Below are 14,076 nucleotides of genomic sequence, written 5' to 3'. Positions count from 1 at the left end.
GCGAGCAAGCCCGCTCCCACAAGGTGAAATGCATTCCAAATGTGGGAGCGGGCTTGCTCGCGAAGAGGCCATCCAACCCACCGCAAAAACCTCAGGAAACCCACCATGCCCACCCTCAACAAAATCCTGATCGCCAACCGCGGTGAAATCGCCTGCCGCATCCAGCGCACCGCCCAAGCCCTCGGCTACCGAACCGTCGCCGTCTACAGCGACGCCGACGCCGACGCCCTGCACGTGCAAATCGCCGATCAAGCCGTGCACATCGGCCCCGCCGCCGTGCAGCAGTCCTACCTGAACATCCCGGCGATCATCGACGCCGCCCGCCGCAGCGGTGCCGACGCCATCCATCCTGGCTATGGTTTTCTCTCGGAAAACGCCGAGTTCGCTCGCGCCTGCGAACAGGCCGGCCTGACGTTCATCGGCCCGAGCGTCGCAGCCATCGAATTGATGGGCAGCAAACGCCGCTCGAAAATCGCCATGCTCGACGCCGGTGTACCGTGCATCGCCGGCTACCAAGGCGCCGAGCAGGACGACGCGACCCTGCTGCGCGAGGCCGAGCGTATCGGCTATCCATTGATGATCAAGGCCAGCGCCGGTGGCGGCGGTCGCGGCATGCGTCTGGTACACGATGGCTCTGATTTACCGGCGCAACTGCGTACCGCGCGGTCGGAAGCGTTGAACGGTTTTGGCAGCGACGAATTGATTCTTGAACAGGCGTTGATCGAACCACGGCATGTCGAAGTGCAACTGTTCGGCGACCAACACGGCAACCTGATCTACCTCGGCGAGCGCGATTGCTCGGTGCAGCGCCGCCATCAGAAAGTCATCGAAGAAGCGCCCTGCCCGGTGATGACCGCCGAGTTGCGTCAGGCCATGGGTGAAGCGGCTCTCAAGGCTGGGCGCGCGGTGAATTATGTCGGCGCTGGCACCGTGGAGTTCTTGCTCGATGCACGCGGGCAGTTCTACTTTTTGGAAATGAACACTCGCTTGCAGGTCGAGCATCCGGTGACAGAGCTGATCACCGGGCTGGATCTGGTCGCCTGGCAATTATGGGTCGCCGAAGGTCAGCCGTTACCGCTGACTCAGGATCAGGTGCAACTCAATGGTCATGCGATGGAAGTGCGCCTCTACGCCGAAGACCCTGCGCAGGATTTCTTGCCGCAAACCGGTTGTGTAGAGGCGTGGGAGCCCGCGCTGCAACACGGCGCGCGTATCGATCATGGTCTGCGCGAAAGGCAATTGATCAGCCCGTTCTATGACCCGATGCTGGGCAAACTGATCGCCCACGGCGCTACTCGCGAGGAGGCTCGACGCAAACTCCTGCGCGCGGTGCAGGACACAGTGTTGCTGGGTGTGCAAAGCAATCAGCGGTTGCTGGTCAGCCTGCTGCAACATCCGCAGTTCATCAGCGGGGAATTCAGCACGGCATTTATCGCGCAGCATTTCAGCGATCACGCGTGCCTGAACAGCTACGCGCCGAGTGCCGAAGACCTGGCAATCGCGGCAATGTTGTTCTATCAAAGCAGCGCCCTCAGTCACCGCGCGCCGTTGTCCGGTTGGCGTAATAACGCCAGTGTGCCGCTGCATTTTCGCCTCGGTCTTGATGAGCAAAACTGGACGCTGCAACTGCTCGCTGAGCCGCAAGGTGCGTTCAAAGTGCAAGTCGCCGAACGCACACTGGCATTGAAACTCATCGATCAAGACGCCCACTCGATAACACTGGAAATCGACGGCTTGCGCCAACGCCACGCCTGTCGTCTCGATGGCGAACAACTCTGGCTGTTCACTCACCCCGGCAGCCTGCGCCTGGAGGATCGAACTCACGCGGTGATCGGCAGTCAGACCAGCGTCAGTTCCGGCACCTTGAAAGCGCCCATGGACGGCGCCATTGTTGACGTACTCGTCAGCGAAGGCAGCCCGGTCAGCAAAGGTCAGCTGCTGGTGGTACTGGAGGCAATGAAAATGGAGCACCCGCTCAAGGCCGGCATCGACGGCGTGCTGAAGCGGGTGCAGGTCAAAGTCGGCGATCAGGTAAAAAATCGTCAGGTTCTGTTGCAGGTGGAGTAGTCAGCCGAGCGCAAACGCAGGGTTTGGCTACGCTCTGAATAATCAGAACGTACAAATCAGGAACCCTGCGATGCCCCACTGGCTGGTCATAGATCTGGAAGCCACCACCGATGAGGGTGGCTGGCCGGTCACCGAGATGGAAATTATCGAGATCGGCGCGACGCTGGTCGACCGTGCCGGGCGCGAACAGGATCACTTCCAGCGCTTCGTCAAACCGACTCGACGGCCGTTGCTGACGCCGTTCTGCCGCGAGCTGACGCACATCACCCAGGCCAATATCGATACGGCGCAACCGCTGACTGAGGTCTGGCCGGCGTTCGAACGCTGGCTCGCGCAGCATCAATCACGTCTTGAAGGCTGGGCCAGTTGGGGCGATTACGACCGCAAGCAACTGCTCCAGGAATGGCAGCGCCTGCAGATCGACAGTGGATTGAGCAAAGTGCCGCATATGAACCTCAAACAGCGCTTCGCCAAGGCCCGACGCCTCGAGCGGCCGCTGGGGCTCAACGGCGCGCTGCAACTGGCCGGCATGCAGTTCAGCGGTCAGCAACACCGGGCGCTGGAAGATGCGCGCAACACCGCACGATTGTTGCCGCTGGTTTTGCCACTCTAGGGTCAATTCGAGAACTGGCTGGACAGGCGCCGGGCAGGTGACGGCGCCGAAAGCCTTGTGCATACTGGCCGCCTCCATTTTTTAGCCCTTTTCGAGGAATCGCCCATGTTTAAAGTCAACGAGTACTTCGACGGCACCGTCAAGTCGATCGCCTTTGGCACCGCTGAAGGTCCGGCGACCATCGGCGTCATGGCCCCGGGCGAATACGAATTCGGCACCAGCCAGCGTGAAATCATGCACGTGGTCTCCGGCGCACTGACCGTGAAACTGCCCGACAGCAGCGACTGGGAAACCTTCGCCGCCGGCAGCCAGTTCAACGTTCCGGCGAACAGCAAATTCCAGCTGAAAGTCGCGGTTGATACCGCTTACCTGTGCGAGTACCGCGGCTAAGTCGTCGGTTTTCACAGCGCCAATAAAAATGCCCGGGTCCAAGGACTCGGGCATTTTTCGTTTCAGGGGCGGCTTATTCGAGGATTTCCACCGGCATTCCGACCTCGAGACGACCGTTGCTGTCATTCACCAGATTCTGCCCGAACATCGCGCCATCGGCTTCAGCGCGGTATTTCTGCAAGGTCGCCAGCGGTTCACGATCAGCACTGCGCTCGCCAGTCTGCGGGTCGATGGTGGTAAGGATGCAGCGCGCGCACGGCTTGACCACGCGGAACTCGACGTCGCCGATACGGATGCGTTTCCAGCCATCCTCGGCGTACGCTTCGCTACCTTCGATCACCAGATTCGGGCGAAAACGCAGCATCTCCAGCGGTCGCCCGACCCGTTGCGACAGATCTTGCAGCGACGCCTCGCCAATCAGCAACAGCGGAAACCCGTCGGCGAACGCGACCTGATCATCATCCTTGCCGACACCTGACGGCGTGGTGCGCGCACGATCCAGCGGAACTTGTACCAGACGTGTCGGTTTGCCGATGAACTCGCTGACCCAACGCGCCGCCTCATCACCGGCATCCGGCACGCGCAGGGTGTCACGCCAGATAGTCACGCCGCGCAGTTCGGCGTCGGTGCCCGGCAAAGCGATTTCGATGGAAGACTGTTGCGGCGCGCTCAGGGTCAGACCGCCCTGCGCATTCCACAGCGCCGACAACTGGCTCATTTTTGCTACAGCACGCTGGGTCAGGAAGCGGCCGCTGGCTTCGTCCACGAGCATCCAGCGTCGGTCGCCATCGAGCCCCAGCTTGTCGAGGTCGACGCTTTGCAGCACATCGACTTTGCCGGATTTCAACGGGTAACGATAAAGCGCGCTCAGACGCAGCATGGCCAGCTCCCTGGAGGATAAAAACGCCACCCTATACGAGCTTGGTCAGGGAATCAAAGAGCAAACTGTAGGAGTGAGCCTGCTCGCGATAGCGGTGTGTCAGATAATGATTTGGGGCTGACAAACCGCTATCGCGAGCAGGCTCACTCCTACAAAGGGTGTGTGATCAGGCAGGGACTTCGTCGAGCATCAGGCGCTGGCGCACCACATCGACCAGTTTGTCCGGCTGGAATTTCGAGAGGAAGTTGTCGCAGCCAACCTTCTTCACCATCGAATCGTTGAAGCTGCCCGACAGCGACGTGTGCAGTACCACGTACAGCCCACGCAGACGCGGGTCGTTGCGGATTTCGGTGGTCAGACGGTAACCGTCCATTTCCGGCATTTCCGCGTCGGTGAAGATCATCAGCAACTTGTCAGTCATGTTCACGCCGGTGTCAGCCCAGGCCTTGAGCATGTTCAGCGCCTTCAAACCGTCGCTGGCGATGTGCATCTTTACGCCCAACTGGCCGAGGGTGTCACGCAGTTGCGAGAGCGCCACGTTGGAATCGTCGACCAGCAGCACTTCGCGACCACGGGCACGTTCGAGCACCGGGTCTTCGAGCTTTTCCCGCGAGACCTTGGCGTTGTACGGGACGATTTCGGCGAGAACTTTCTCGACGTCGATGATTTCCACCAACTGATCGTCGACCTTGCTGATCGCCGTCAGGTAATGCTGACGGCCAGCGCTGGTCGGTGGCGGCAAAATGGCTTCCCAGTTCATGTTGACGATGCGATCCACACCGCCGACGAGGAATGCCTGCACCGAACGGTTGTATTCAGTGACTATGATGGTGCTGTTCGGGCCCGGCACCAACGGCCGCATGCCGATCGCCTGGGACAGGTCGATCACCGGCAAGGTCTGCCCGCGCAGGTTGACCACGCCGCATACGAACGGGTGACGCTGCGGCATCAGAGTCAGCTTCGGCAGTTGCAGGACTTCCTGAACCTTGAACACGTTGATCGCAAACAATTGGCGTCCAGCCAGACGAAACATGAGAATTTCCAGGCGATTCTCACCCACCAGTTGCGTGCGTTGGTCTACCGTGTCGAGAATGCCGGCCATCAATGACTCCTGGGCTTGTTCAGATGAATTCACTAACTGGCTTTATCGGCAGTTAATGACGAATCTTGATTGCTGCGAAATTAGCCATCAAAATGCCACAACCGGGCATTGATGTCACATTAACATCATGCTTTACTGGCTCGGTTGTTTTCATCTGCTACAGTCTTTGCGGCGCGACCTCGGTTTGCACGGTAGGTTCCCGCGCCTAAGGGATTCCCCTAGTATCAATCAGGCCTAACCTGATATTCGCGATATCCAATAGCCATTAATGTGACGCCATTCTCATTGCATGAACGGAGTCAGGCTATTGTGTGCGATCGCAACTCAGTGGCAACCCATCCTATGGAAATCCACAGCCAGTGCACTTGCGGCACGTCTGGGCGCGATCTGCCGACGATTCACGATCGTCGCCACACACGGCACTCCCCCATCAGACATGACGCTGTGGAGGTAAGCATGCCAATCGACCGTAAAGACTGGGCGCAACGCTTCCCCGAATTTCTGCTCGAGGCTGAGACGCTGCTGGCCAAGTCGGAAGAATGCCTGAGCCATCTGCAACTGATCAGCAATGACAAGGATGCCATCGCGTGCATGCAGGGCACGCTGCTCAAGCTCGCCGGCAGAGCTGAGGCACTGGCGCTGGAAGCGATTTCCGAGTTTTCCCTGCACATCTACAGCCTGCTCAATCTGACCCAGGATCACGTCGACCTGCACGAACAAGCGCTGAGCGCCTTGAAAGATTGCTTCACGCTGATGGCCTGGCAACTGGAGCTGGTCGATGTGAAGACCGGGCAACTGAGCCTTGATGGCAGCGAACAGGCCTCATTAATCGAAGCGTTCGCCTTTCATGTCGGGCAAAGCCAGTTCCGGATGCCTTTGCCGGGCAAACGTTTGCCACCTCTGTCGTTCTCTGAGCGACAGGCCTGATCTGGCGTCAGGCTTGAGCACTACTCATTTAATGTCGTTATTGAATAGTTCATACCTGCCAGCGACATATCGAACTAAATAAATACACCTGATGCGACGGATAATTTTCAGCCCGCCTCAGGGTTTTCCTGTGTGTTAAGAATCCTCGTTTAGTCAATTTGTTTATCTGTCGAATACCATACTTCGACTTTTTTCCATTATGGAACATACGTCCATAATGGCGTCTTTCCTGACTCATTGGACATATAGAGCAGGCGCGACCAACGGTATCTTAAGTGGTACTATGCCGCCCATTAGTTGCTTTCAAATTAATGGCAAAGTGATTTCATTGATCGGCATTCAGAGAAGTTGGCGGTAAACTACCGTTCACTGCAGCCTGTTGAAATCATTCACATAATTGACAGCATTTCCAGACAGAGACCCGCCAGCCACCGGCCGGTCTACCCGCAGCGAACATCCATTGGCTCCATCCGTTATGTACGCCAGCATAAAGACCCTCACAACATGGCCACCCTCCCGGGAAAATGCCCGCCGGTTCACACTCATCCTGTGTGTCGCCGCTGCGCTGGGCAGCCTTCTGACCTACGGTTTTTCCAAGCCGTTGGGCCTGGGTCTGTTGTTGCTCGACATCGCAGCTACGGCGTGCGTCTGGGTGCAATATCGCCTGTCACGCAAATCGATCAAGTTCCAGCCACAGGAACTCGCCGATCGCCTGCTGGAAGTCCAGGAAAACGAACGCCATCGCCTCAGCCGCGAGCTGCACGATGACATCGGCCAATTGCTGACCGCCGCCAAATTGCAAAGCGACTGGCTGAAACGGCGCATGCCGGAGGAATTGCAGGAGCAATGCACAGTCCTCTGCGACACCCTCGAAGAAACCCTCAACAAAGTCCGCGACGTATCGGCCATCCTTAACCCACGGCAACTAACCAGCCTTGGCCTTGAAGCGAGCCTGCGCGCGCACCTGCTCAAAACGTTGACCAACACCGACGTGCACTGGAGCCTCGACTGCCAGCAGCGCTTGAACGGTATTCCGGAAGAAATGGCCGTCGCCGCGTTTCGTATTGCGCAGGAGGCAGTGACCAACATCCTGCGTCACGCCCAGGCGAAAAACCTGCTGATTCGCGTGCAGCGCTTGCCCAAGGGTTTGACCCTGCTGATCAGCGATGATGGCCAGGGCTTCGCGCCGGCCGTCAATCCGGGGCGTGAAGGACAACGTGGCATGGCCGGCATGGCCGAACGGATCGAACAACTGGGTGGCACCCTGAGCGTGATCAGCGAACCGGGCAAAGGCACTCAAATCGAAGCACTTTTCCCCTGGGCGCCGCGCGCACTCGAGCGGGCCAGTACGAATAAGGTTATGCGTTGACTTGTAACTTACTTCTGGTGGATGACCACTCGCTGATCAGGGCCGGCGTGCGCGCTCTGGTTATGGATATTCCCGGTTACGCGGTAATCGGCGAGGCCAATGACGGCTCGCAGTTGCTTGAAATGGTCGAGCTGCTGAACCCCGATATTGTCTTGCTGGATATTTCCATGAAGGAAACCGGCGGCCTCGAAGCGTTGCAGCGACTCAAACGCGTGCGCCCGCAAAGCAAAGTGCTGATCCTGTCGATGCACACCGACCCGGCGCTGATCATGCAGGCGCTGGAATCCGGCGCTTACGGTTATCTGCTCAAGGACACCACCGGCACCGAGCTTGAACACGCGCTGGACGCGCTGCGCAATAACGAGCGTTATCTAAGTCCGGCGATCGCCCACACGGTGATCAATCAGGCCCTGGTCCGCAATCAGAAAGGCCAGCCGGACACCACCGATTCGCACAACCTGACGGCACGCCAACTGGAAATCCTCCGACTGATCGTGCGCGGCAAGTCGACCCGGGAAATCGCCAACGGCCTGGGCCTGAGCATCAAAACCGTCGAGACCCACCGCGCGCAGATCATGAAACGTCTGCAGATCTACGATGTGGCGGGCCTGGTGCTGTTCGCCGTGCGCGAACAGATCATCAGTCTGGACGACTGATCGGCGTTGTAGCGCTCAACAGCGGAGAGTCCTCAGGCAAATGCACCTGCAATGCCGCAGGGCGCGCTTCGAAGCGCAGGCTATCGCCTTCCAGTGGTTCACCATCCAGATTGATGTAAAGCCCTTCAGACACCTTGATTTCGACCCACGGCAAACGTGTCCGCACGAACATGTTGTCGAGGCCGAAGCCATCAGTGAGCAGATTCTTCAAGGTACCCACCAACTCCTGTGGCGCCGGCAGAATGCTGATGTCCAAAAGACCATCATCGGCCAGTGCCTGCGGACACAGCACGTGCCCACCGCCCGCCTGACGACCATTGCCGATGCCCAGCGCCAGCAGCTCGCCACGCCAGTGGAAATCCGGCCCCTGTAACTCGCCATAGGCAGCATGCAGCTCACTGAAGCGCGACAGACCGGTGAACAGGTAGGCCGCGCCCCCGAGTACTTTCTTCAAGTCTTCAGAAGTATTGGCCGTGACCTGGCTACCAAAACCGCCCGTGGCCATATTGAGGAAGATCTGCCCGCCAACCTGGCCCAGATCGATGTCGCGCGCAGGCACATCGAGCAACTCAAGCGCCTCTGCCGGCTCCAGCGGAACGCCCGCCGCACGGGAAAAATCGTTCGCCGTACCCAGCGGCAACAGCACCAGGCTGGCTTCGCCCGGATGCGCCGCCAGCGCCTGGGCGATATCACGCAAGGTGCCATCGCCACCACCAGCGATAATCTGTTTATAGCCAGCCGCCAGCGCCTCTTCGACCAGACGCTCGGCATCGCCGCCCTCCCAGGTCAGGCGCACGGCCAGCTCCCAGCCTTGTTCGCGTTTACTTTCGACGGCGGCACGAACCGCCTCGTTGAGTGCCTGCTTGCCATGCAGAATCAACAGCGCCCTGCGTTCACTCATTGCAATCACTCCGTGAATGGATTCGGTATGAGACATCTTGACCACTGGCGCACGGAAAAAAGCCGCAAGAACCGTAATTAATTCAGGCGTCTCGGCGCACGCGTCCTACAGGGCTGGGATTTTTCTTACAAGATGTGATGAATTGGCTGCATTGACCAACTCCAGCCATTGGTAGATCGTGCGTCGGCGGTATCAATCTTCAATCTGAAAACACACAAGGATGTGCATGTAATGAGTGGATACACCTCTAGGGCTTTCGATACTTTCATTGACACCGTTAGCGACCCGCGTCCATTTCCAGCAGGCGTCAACATCAATGCATAGTCATGAAGCCAGACTGCCAGTGAGCCCGGTTGCTCCACTCGCGCAAAGTCGCACCAGCCACACCACTGACTTCCACAGCGGCGCCAAACCCACTGGAGAAACGAACATGGAACCTCGCGTCACCGAGCTGGAAACCCACCTCAAATACATCCGCAGGGACATGGATGAAGTCAGGGGCGATGTCAGAACCATCAAGCATCGCCTCGCCTACGCGGCAGGCGCAACAGCCGTCGTGATGGGTTTGCTGGGATGGATAGCCAACAGTCGTTTTGACCAGATCATTTCGCTCATGGCTCACTGACGCCTGAGCGGGCCCGCAGGTGCCGGCGACACGCGCCAGCACCTGCGGATACCGAGGCAGTTAACCCAGAAGCTCACTCAGGGGAATGAAGACAGCTTCGTCGCCCTCAACCAGCGTCCGGCCCTCAAGCACCTCGACCAGACCGTCAGCCCAGGCCGCACTGCGCAAAACGCCAGAGCTTTGATTACGATAGATGATTGCCCGCCCCTGCTCCAGCCGTCCGCGCAAGTACTCACGACGGTTGCCAGCCACTGGCCAGTTGAACCCTGCCGGCACGCGGAACTTGAGTGGTTCAAAGTCTTGCACGCCTTGGCGCCGCAACAGATATGGTCGGGTTAACAGGGCGAAGGTCACCAGCGTTGAAGCAGGGTTACCCGGCAGCCCGATCACCGGCACGTTACGGAAATGGCCGAAGGTCAGCGGTTTCCCGGGTTTGATCGCCAGCTTCCACAAGGCGAGCTCGCCTTCTTCCCTCAATGCGATGCCGAGAAAATCCGCCTCACCGACCGAAACACCACCAGTGGAGAGAATCAGATCGACATCCTGCAATTCACCCAAACGCTCTCGGGTCGTCGCCAGATTGTCCGGAAGAATCCCGGCATCGATCACTTCGCAGCCCAGCCGCTGCAACCAGCTGCACAGCACCACACGGTTACTGTTGTAAATCTGCCCCGGCCCCAATGCCTGACCGGGCTCAATCAGTTCATCGCCGGTCGACAGCACGGCTACGCGCACCTTGCGCACGACATTCAGGCCGGCGCGGCCCAATGAAGCGGACAAGCCCTGCTCGATCGGCCCCAGGCGAGTGCCGGCCGACAGGACGAGTTCACCCACCGTGGTTTCCTGGCCCTGCGGACGAATGTTCTGCCCGACTTTCATGGCTTCGGAAAAACCTACGCGGCCGTCCGCCATGACTTCGGCGTTTTCCTGCATCTCGACACAATCGGCTCCGGCCGGCACAGGTGCGCCGGTGAAGATTCGAGCACAGGTTCCACGCTGCAAAGGTTCAGGCGCTTGCCCGGCGAATATTTTCTGGCTGACCGGCAACGGCTCGCCCGTCCAGTCGGCCAGATTCAGTGCGTAACCGTCCATCGCACTGTTCGGCCACGGCGGCAGATCCAGCGTCGAAACCAGATCCTCGGCCAGCACGCGCCCCTGAACCTCAGCGAGCGGCAAATACTCACGCTCGACGATTGGCGAGGCCTCGGCCATTTCCAGCAGCCGCGCCAAGGCCACTTCGACAGGCATCAGCGCACCAGTCTTGCCCGGCTTACCCACGGGATTCACAAGGCGCCGCCTGTTTCAGATGCGGGACGAAATTGCATGGACGGTGACGGGAATCCAGTTGCTCGGCGAGAATCCCGTCCCAACCGGTGCGCACGGCGTTGGTCGAACCCGGCAGGCAGCACACCAGCGTGCCATTGGCCAGACCGGCCAGTGCGCGGGATTGCACGGTTGAGGTGCCGATATCGGCCACCGAGATCTGGCGGAACAATTCGCCAAAGCCATCGACCTGTTTGTCGAGCAGACAGGCCACCGCTTCCGGCGTACTGTCACGGCCGGTGAAGCCGGTGCCGCCAGTGATCAACACGACCTGCACAACATCGTCGGCGATCCAGTTGGCGACTTGCGCACGGATTTTATACAGATCATCTTTGAGCAGAACCCGCTCGGCCAGGTTGTGGCCAGCCGCCAACAGGCGATCGACAAAGACCTGACCTGAGGTATCGGTTTCCAGTGTTCGGGTATCGCTGACAGTCAGCACGGCAATATTGAGCGGTGCGAAAGGTACATCAGCCTTGGCTTTCATAGGCTCGTCCAGTTGTAGGAGAAACAGCCCGGTGTTATATCACAGCGCCCCCTTTTTACGCCGCCCCTACGGAGAGCCAAAATGACCGCAAATACGCCATTGCCCCCTTGTTCCGTGCTGCTGCTGGCAGGCGGACGCGGCCAGCGCATGGGCGGTCAGGACAAAGGTTTGATCGAGTGGCACGGCGAACCGCTGATTGCGCATCTGCAGCGCAAAGTACGAGCGCTGACGGACGACTTGATCATCTCCTGCAACCGCAATCGCGAACGCTATGAAACCTATGCCGATCAATTGGTGGTGGATGACGAAGGTGACTTCCCCGGGCCACTCGCCGGTATTCGTGCAGGCTTGAAAGCGGCGCGCCATTCGCACTTGCTGGTGTTGCCGTGCGATGTTCCGCGAATCGACGAAGCACTGCTGCAAAGCATGCGCGAAACCGCCAATCACAATCCTGACAAACCTTTAATGTTGTGGCACGACGAGCACTGGGAACCGTTGTTGTGCGTGATTCCCGTGAGCCTGCTGCCAGCCTTCGAAACCGCCTGGAACAGCGGTGAACGCAGCCCCGGCCGGGTGATGCGCAGCCTCGGCGCCACTGCATTGGAATGCCCGGACAATGACCCGCGACTGGCCAACCTCAACACCCCCGAACTGTTAAAGGCGCATAACACTGTGTCAGACTGACACTATTCAAGGAACTCTCACGCCTTGTATACGTCTCAAGCTCAGTAACCAAAAGAATTCCCATTCGGAGACACACCCATGACTCAACGGACCATCGCCTCTCTCATGCTCGCACTGGGCCTGGCCACCCTCGCCGGTTGCTCGTCGCCTACAGTGATCACGCTGAATGACGGTCGCGAAATCCAGGCCGTCGACACGCCGAAATACGATGATGATTCGGGTTTCTACGAGTTCCAGCAACTGGACGGCAAAGAAACTCGCATCAACAAGGATCAGGTTCGCACCGTTAAAGAACTGTAAGGTTCTTCGAAGCGACGTCTGACCCAGCCGGTTTGCCCGGCTAAAAAAATGCCCCGATACGTCGGGGCATTTTTTATGCGCGCAAGAAAGTTACCGAGCGGTTATCCGATAGACCCGCTCCTCAAGCCGCGTCGCACCTGCCTGCACAAACTTGCCGCTGTCACTCAGCACATCCTGCGATTCCAGCACCTGCATCTGCCATGCGCCGCCGAACAAGTGTCGCACTTGAGCATCGTCTACGGAGAACGGCGGCCCGGAAATTTGCGATTGATCGTAATCCAGCGTAATCAACAGCCCCTTCAAACCCGCCGGCAGAATATTCTGCAAATGCTCGGCATAACGCTCGCGCATTGGCGGCGGCAAGGCGATCACTGCTGCACGGTCGTACAGCGCGGAACAATCGGCAACGTCCTCAGCGCTCAGCGCGAAAACGTCACCGCACCACAACTCGATTGTGCCAGCGCGGTAAACCTTGAAGACGCCGTGCTCGCTGATCTGTGGCTGCAGTTTTTGCTCGCTGAAAAAGTCTTCAACGGCTTTCTCCGACAGTTCAATACCGAGCACCCGATGCCCGCGCCCAGCCAGCCACAGCAAATCCAGACTTTTCCCACACAAAGGCACCAGCACCGGCGCGTGTGCCGCGAGGTTCAGATCCGGCCAGAAGCGTTGTAGATAAGGATTAACGTCCGGCAAATGAAAGCCAATCTGGTTCGAAGCCCACTTCTTGTGCCAAAACTCAGGCTGCATGCATCCCCCCTAAAAATTCGATCAAAAAGCGTTAAAACTTATATTAGATTTAGATCAATGAACTGACTGAAGATGGGCCATCTTACCGTTCAGGAGCCCGCACATGTTTCCCAGTCTGTATATCTCACACGGCTCACCGATGCTTGCATTGGAGCCAGGCGCCAGCGGCCCGGCCCTCGCGCGATTGGCCGCCGAACTGCCGACACCGAAAGCCATCGTGATCGTCTCTGCACACTGGGAGAGCCACGAACTGTTGGTCAGCAGCAATCCGCAACCGGAAACCTGGCATGACTTTGGCGGGTTTCCCCGTGCGCTGTTTGAAGTGCAATACCCGGCGCCGGGCGATCCGCAACTGGCTGGAGAAGTGGCGCAGTTGCTGACGGCGAACAACCTGCCAGCACGTCTCGACCCGCAGCGCCCTTTCGATCATGGCGTGTGGGTGCCGTTGTCGCTGATGTATCCGCAGGCGAATATTCCGGTGGTGCAGGTTTCGCTGCCAAGTCGGGCAGGCCCGGCGCTTCAGACCCGTGTGGGTCGAGCCTTGGCCGGTTTACGCGAGCAAGGGATTCTGTTGATCGGTTCTGGCAGCATCACCCACAACCTGCGCGAACTGGACTGGCATGCCGGGCCGGAAAGCGTTGAGCCATGGGCGCGGGATTTCCGTGATTGGGTGATCGATAAGCTGCAGGCCGATGATGAGGCGGCGCTGCACGATTATCGTCAGCAGGCGCCGAATGCGGTGCGCAACCATCCGAGTGATGAGCATTTGTTGCCGCTGTATTTTGCCCGGGGTGCGGGGGGTGAGTTTAGTGTGGCGCACAAGGGATTCACGATGGGTGCGTTGGGGATGGATATTTACCGCTTCGGTTAAAGCAAAAGATCGCAGCCTTCGGCAGCTCCTACAGGGGGAACGCATTCCAAATGTAGGAGCTGCCGAAGGCTGCGATCTTTTGATCCTGAAAAACAGGTAAAAAAATCCCCGAACCAGTCGGGGATTTTTTATCT

Annotated in this window: 16 protein-coding genes; 10 read left to right on the top strand and 6 right to left on the bottom strand. The window is 58.7% G+C overall.

Annotation, left to right across the window (positions count from 1 at the left end):
- Nucleotides 1-105: 105 nt before the first annotated feature.
- The 3 genes from ACIOMO_RS14960 to ACIOMO_RS14950 all read left to right on the top strand — a co-directional run bounded on the left by ACIOMO_RS14960 (nucleotide 106) and on the right by ACIOMO_RS14950 (nucleotide 3,070).
- Nucleotides 106-2,067 carry an acetyl/propionyl/methylcrotonyl-CoA carboxylase subunit alpha gene (locus ACIOMO_RS14960; RefSeq protein ID WP_401241620.1) on the top strand — a complete coding sequence of 654 codons (1,962 nt, stop codon included), beginning with the start codon at nucleotides 106-108 and terminating at the stop codon, nucleotides 2,065-2,067.
- 70 nt (nucleotides 2,068-2,137) lie between these two features.
- A complete protein-coding gene (locus tag ACIOMO_RS14955; RefSeq protein ID WP_127929212.1) occupies nucleotides 2,138-2,680 on the top strand; it encodes an exonuclease domain-containing protein in 543 nt (180 codons plus the stop codon).
- A gap of 105 nt (nucleotides 2,681-2,785) precedes the next feature.
- The gene (locus ACIOMO_RS14950) at nucleotides 2,786-3,070 is read left to right on the top strand and encodes a pyrimidine/purine nucleoside phosphorylase (RefSeq protein WP_007940055.1); all 285 of its coding nucleotides are present in this window, start codon (nucleotides 2,786-2,788) and stop codon (nucleotides 3,068-3,070) included.
- A 73-nt stretch (nucleotides 3,071-3,143) separates the two neighbouring features.
- Here the strand turns inward: ACIOMO_RS14950 and ACIOMO_RS14945 are convergent, their stop codons facing one another.
- Both ACIOMO_RS14945 and ACIOMO_RS14940 read right to left on the bottom strand, forming a co-directional pair.
- A complete protein-coding gene (locus tag ACIOMO_RS14945; RefSeq protein WP_401241617.1) occupies nucleotides 3,144-3,950 on the bottom strand; it encodes an MOSC domain-containing protein in 807 nt (268 codons plus the stop codon).
- 166 nt (nucleotides 3,951-4,116) lie between these two features.
- Nucleotides 4,117-5,052: a chemotaxis protein CheV gene (locus ACIOMO_RS14940; RefSeq protein WP_007908676.1), complete on the bottom strand. Its 936-nt coding sequence runs from the start codon at nucleotides 5,050-5,052 to the stop codon at nucleotides 4,117-4,119.
- Between the two features lie 456 nt (nucleotides 5,053-5,508).
- On the opposite strand from ACIOMO_RS14940, the gene ACIOMO_RS14935 reads away from it, so the two are divergent.
- The 3 genes from ACIOMO_RS14935 (at nucleotide 5,509) to ACIOMO_RS14925 (ending at nucleotide 8,004) form a co-directional block, all read left to right on the top strand.
- Nucleotides 5,509-5,979: a hypothetical protein gene (locus ACIOMO_RS14935; RefSeq protein WP_401241614.1), complete on the top strand. Its 471-nt coding sequence runs from the start codon at nucleotides 5,509-5,511 to the stop codon at nucleotides 5,977-5,979.
- 475 nt (nucleotides 5,980-6,454) lie between these two features.
- Entirely contained in the window at nucleotides 6,455-7,348 is an 894-nt protein-coding gene (locus ACIOMO_RS14930; RefSeq protein WP_053122255.1) for a sensor histidine kinase, read from the top strand.
- Nucleotides 7,345-8,004 carry a response regulator transcription factor gene (locus tag ACIOMO_RS14925; protein WP_053122257.1) on the top strand — a complete coding sequence of 220 codons (660 nt, stop codon included), beginning with the start codon at nucleotides 7,345-7,347 and terminating at the stop codon, nucleotides 8,002-8,004. The genes ACIOMO_RS14930 and ACIOMO_RS14925 overlap by 4 nt, the downstream gene beginning before the upstream one ends.
- Here ACIOMO_RS14925 and yegS read toward each other — a convergent pair.
- Nucleotides 7,988-8,905, bottom strand: a complete 918-nt coding sequence (gene yegS, locus ACIOMO_RS14920) for a lipid kinase YegS (RefSeq protein WP_053122259.1) — start codon at nucleotides 8,903-8,905, stop codon at nucleotides 7,988-7,990. The two genes, ACIOMO_RS14925 and yegS, sit on opposite strands and share 17 nt — an antisense overlap.
- A 316-nt stretch (nucleotides 8,906-9,221) precedes the next feature.
- Here yegS and ACIOMO_RS14915 point away from each other — a divergent pair, with 316 nt between their 5' ends.
- A complete protein-coding gene (locus ACIOMO_RS14915; RefSeq protein WP_212543693.1) occupies nucleotides 9,222-9,530 on the top strand; it encodes a hypothetical protein in 309 nt (102 codons plus the stop codon).
- Between the two features lie 60 nt (nucleotides 9,531-9,590).
- On the opposite strand, the gene glp is transcribed toward ACIOMO_RS14915, so the two are convergent.
- Together glp and moaB are read right to left on the bottom strand one after the other, a co-directional pair.
- Nucleotides 9,591-10,817, bottom strand: a complete 1,227-nt coding sequence (glp, locus tag ACIOMO_RS14910) for a gephyrin-like molybdotransferase Glp (protein ID WP_401241610.1) — start codon at nucleotides 10,815-10,817, stop codon at nucleotides 9,591-9,593.
- Nucleotides 10,801-11,340: a molybdenum cofactor biosynthesis protein B gene (moaB, locus tag ACIOMO_RS14905; RefSeq protein ID WP_053122265.1), complete on the bottom strand. Its 540-nt coding sequence runs from the start codon at nucleotides 11,338-11,340 to the stop codon at nucleotides 10,801-10,803. The genes glp and moaB overlap by 17 nt, the downstream gene beginning before the upstream one ends.
- 81 nt (nucleotides 11,341-11,421) lie before the next feature.
- On the opposite strand from moaB, the gene mobA reads away from it, so the two are divergent.
- Both mobA and ACIOMO_RS14895 read left to right on the top strand, forming a co-directional pair.
- A complete protein-coding gene (mobA, locus tag ACIOMO_RS14900; RefSeq protein WP_053122267.1) occupies nucleotides 11,422-12,024 on the top strand; it encodes a molybdenum cofactor guanylyltransferase MobA in 603 nt (200 codons plus the stop codon).
- A 78-nt stretch (nucleotides 12,025-12,102) separates the two neighbouring features.
- The gene (locus tag ACIOMO_RS14895; RefSeq protein ID WP_053122269.1) at nucleotides 12,103-12,324 is read left to right on the top strand and encodes a YgdI/YgdR family lipoprotein; all 222 of its coding nucleotides are present in this window, start codon (nucleotides 12,103-12,105) and stop codon (nucleotides 12,322-12,324) included.
- A gap of 90 nt (nucleotides 12,325-12,414) precedes the next feature.
- On the opposite strand, the gene ACIOMO_RS14890 is transcribed toward ACIOMO_RS14895, so the two are convergent.
- Nucleotides 12,415-13,071, bottom strand: coding sequence for a thiopurine S-methyltransferase (locus tag ACIOMO_RS14890; RefSeq protein ID WP_401241606.1), 657 nt, complete (start codon nucleotides 13,069-13,071; stop codon nucleotides 12,415-12,417).
- 103 nt (nucleotides 13,072-13,174) lie between these two features.
- Here ACIOMO_RS14890 and ACIOMO_RS14885 point away from each other — a divergent pair, with 103 nt between their 5' ends.
- On the top strand, nucleotides 13,175-13,942 hold the full coding sequence (locus ACIOMO_RS14885; RefSeq protein ID WP_400751615.1) for a DODA-type extradiol aromatic ring-opening family dioxygenase: 768 nt from the start codon (nucleotides 13,175-13,177) through the stop codon (nucleotides 13,940-13,942).
- Nucleotides 13,943-14,076 lie beyond the last annotated feature (134 nt).

The sequence above is a fragment of the Pseudomonas sp. NPDC087804 genome (genome assembly GCF_044742965.1).
Lineage (GTDB): Bacteria > Pseudomonadota > Gammaproteobacteria > Pseudomonadales > Pseudomonadaceae > Aquipseudomonas > Aquipseudomonas rustica.
Note: the sequence above shows the minus strand (reverse complement) of the source record. Positions and strands in the feature narration are given on the sequence as shown.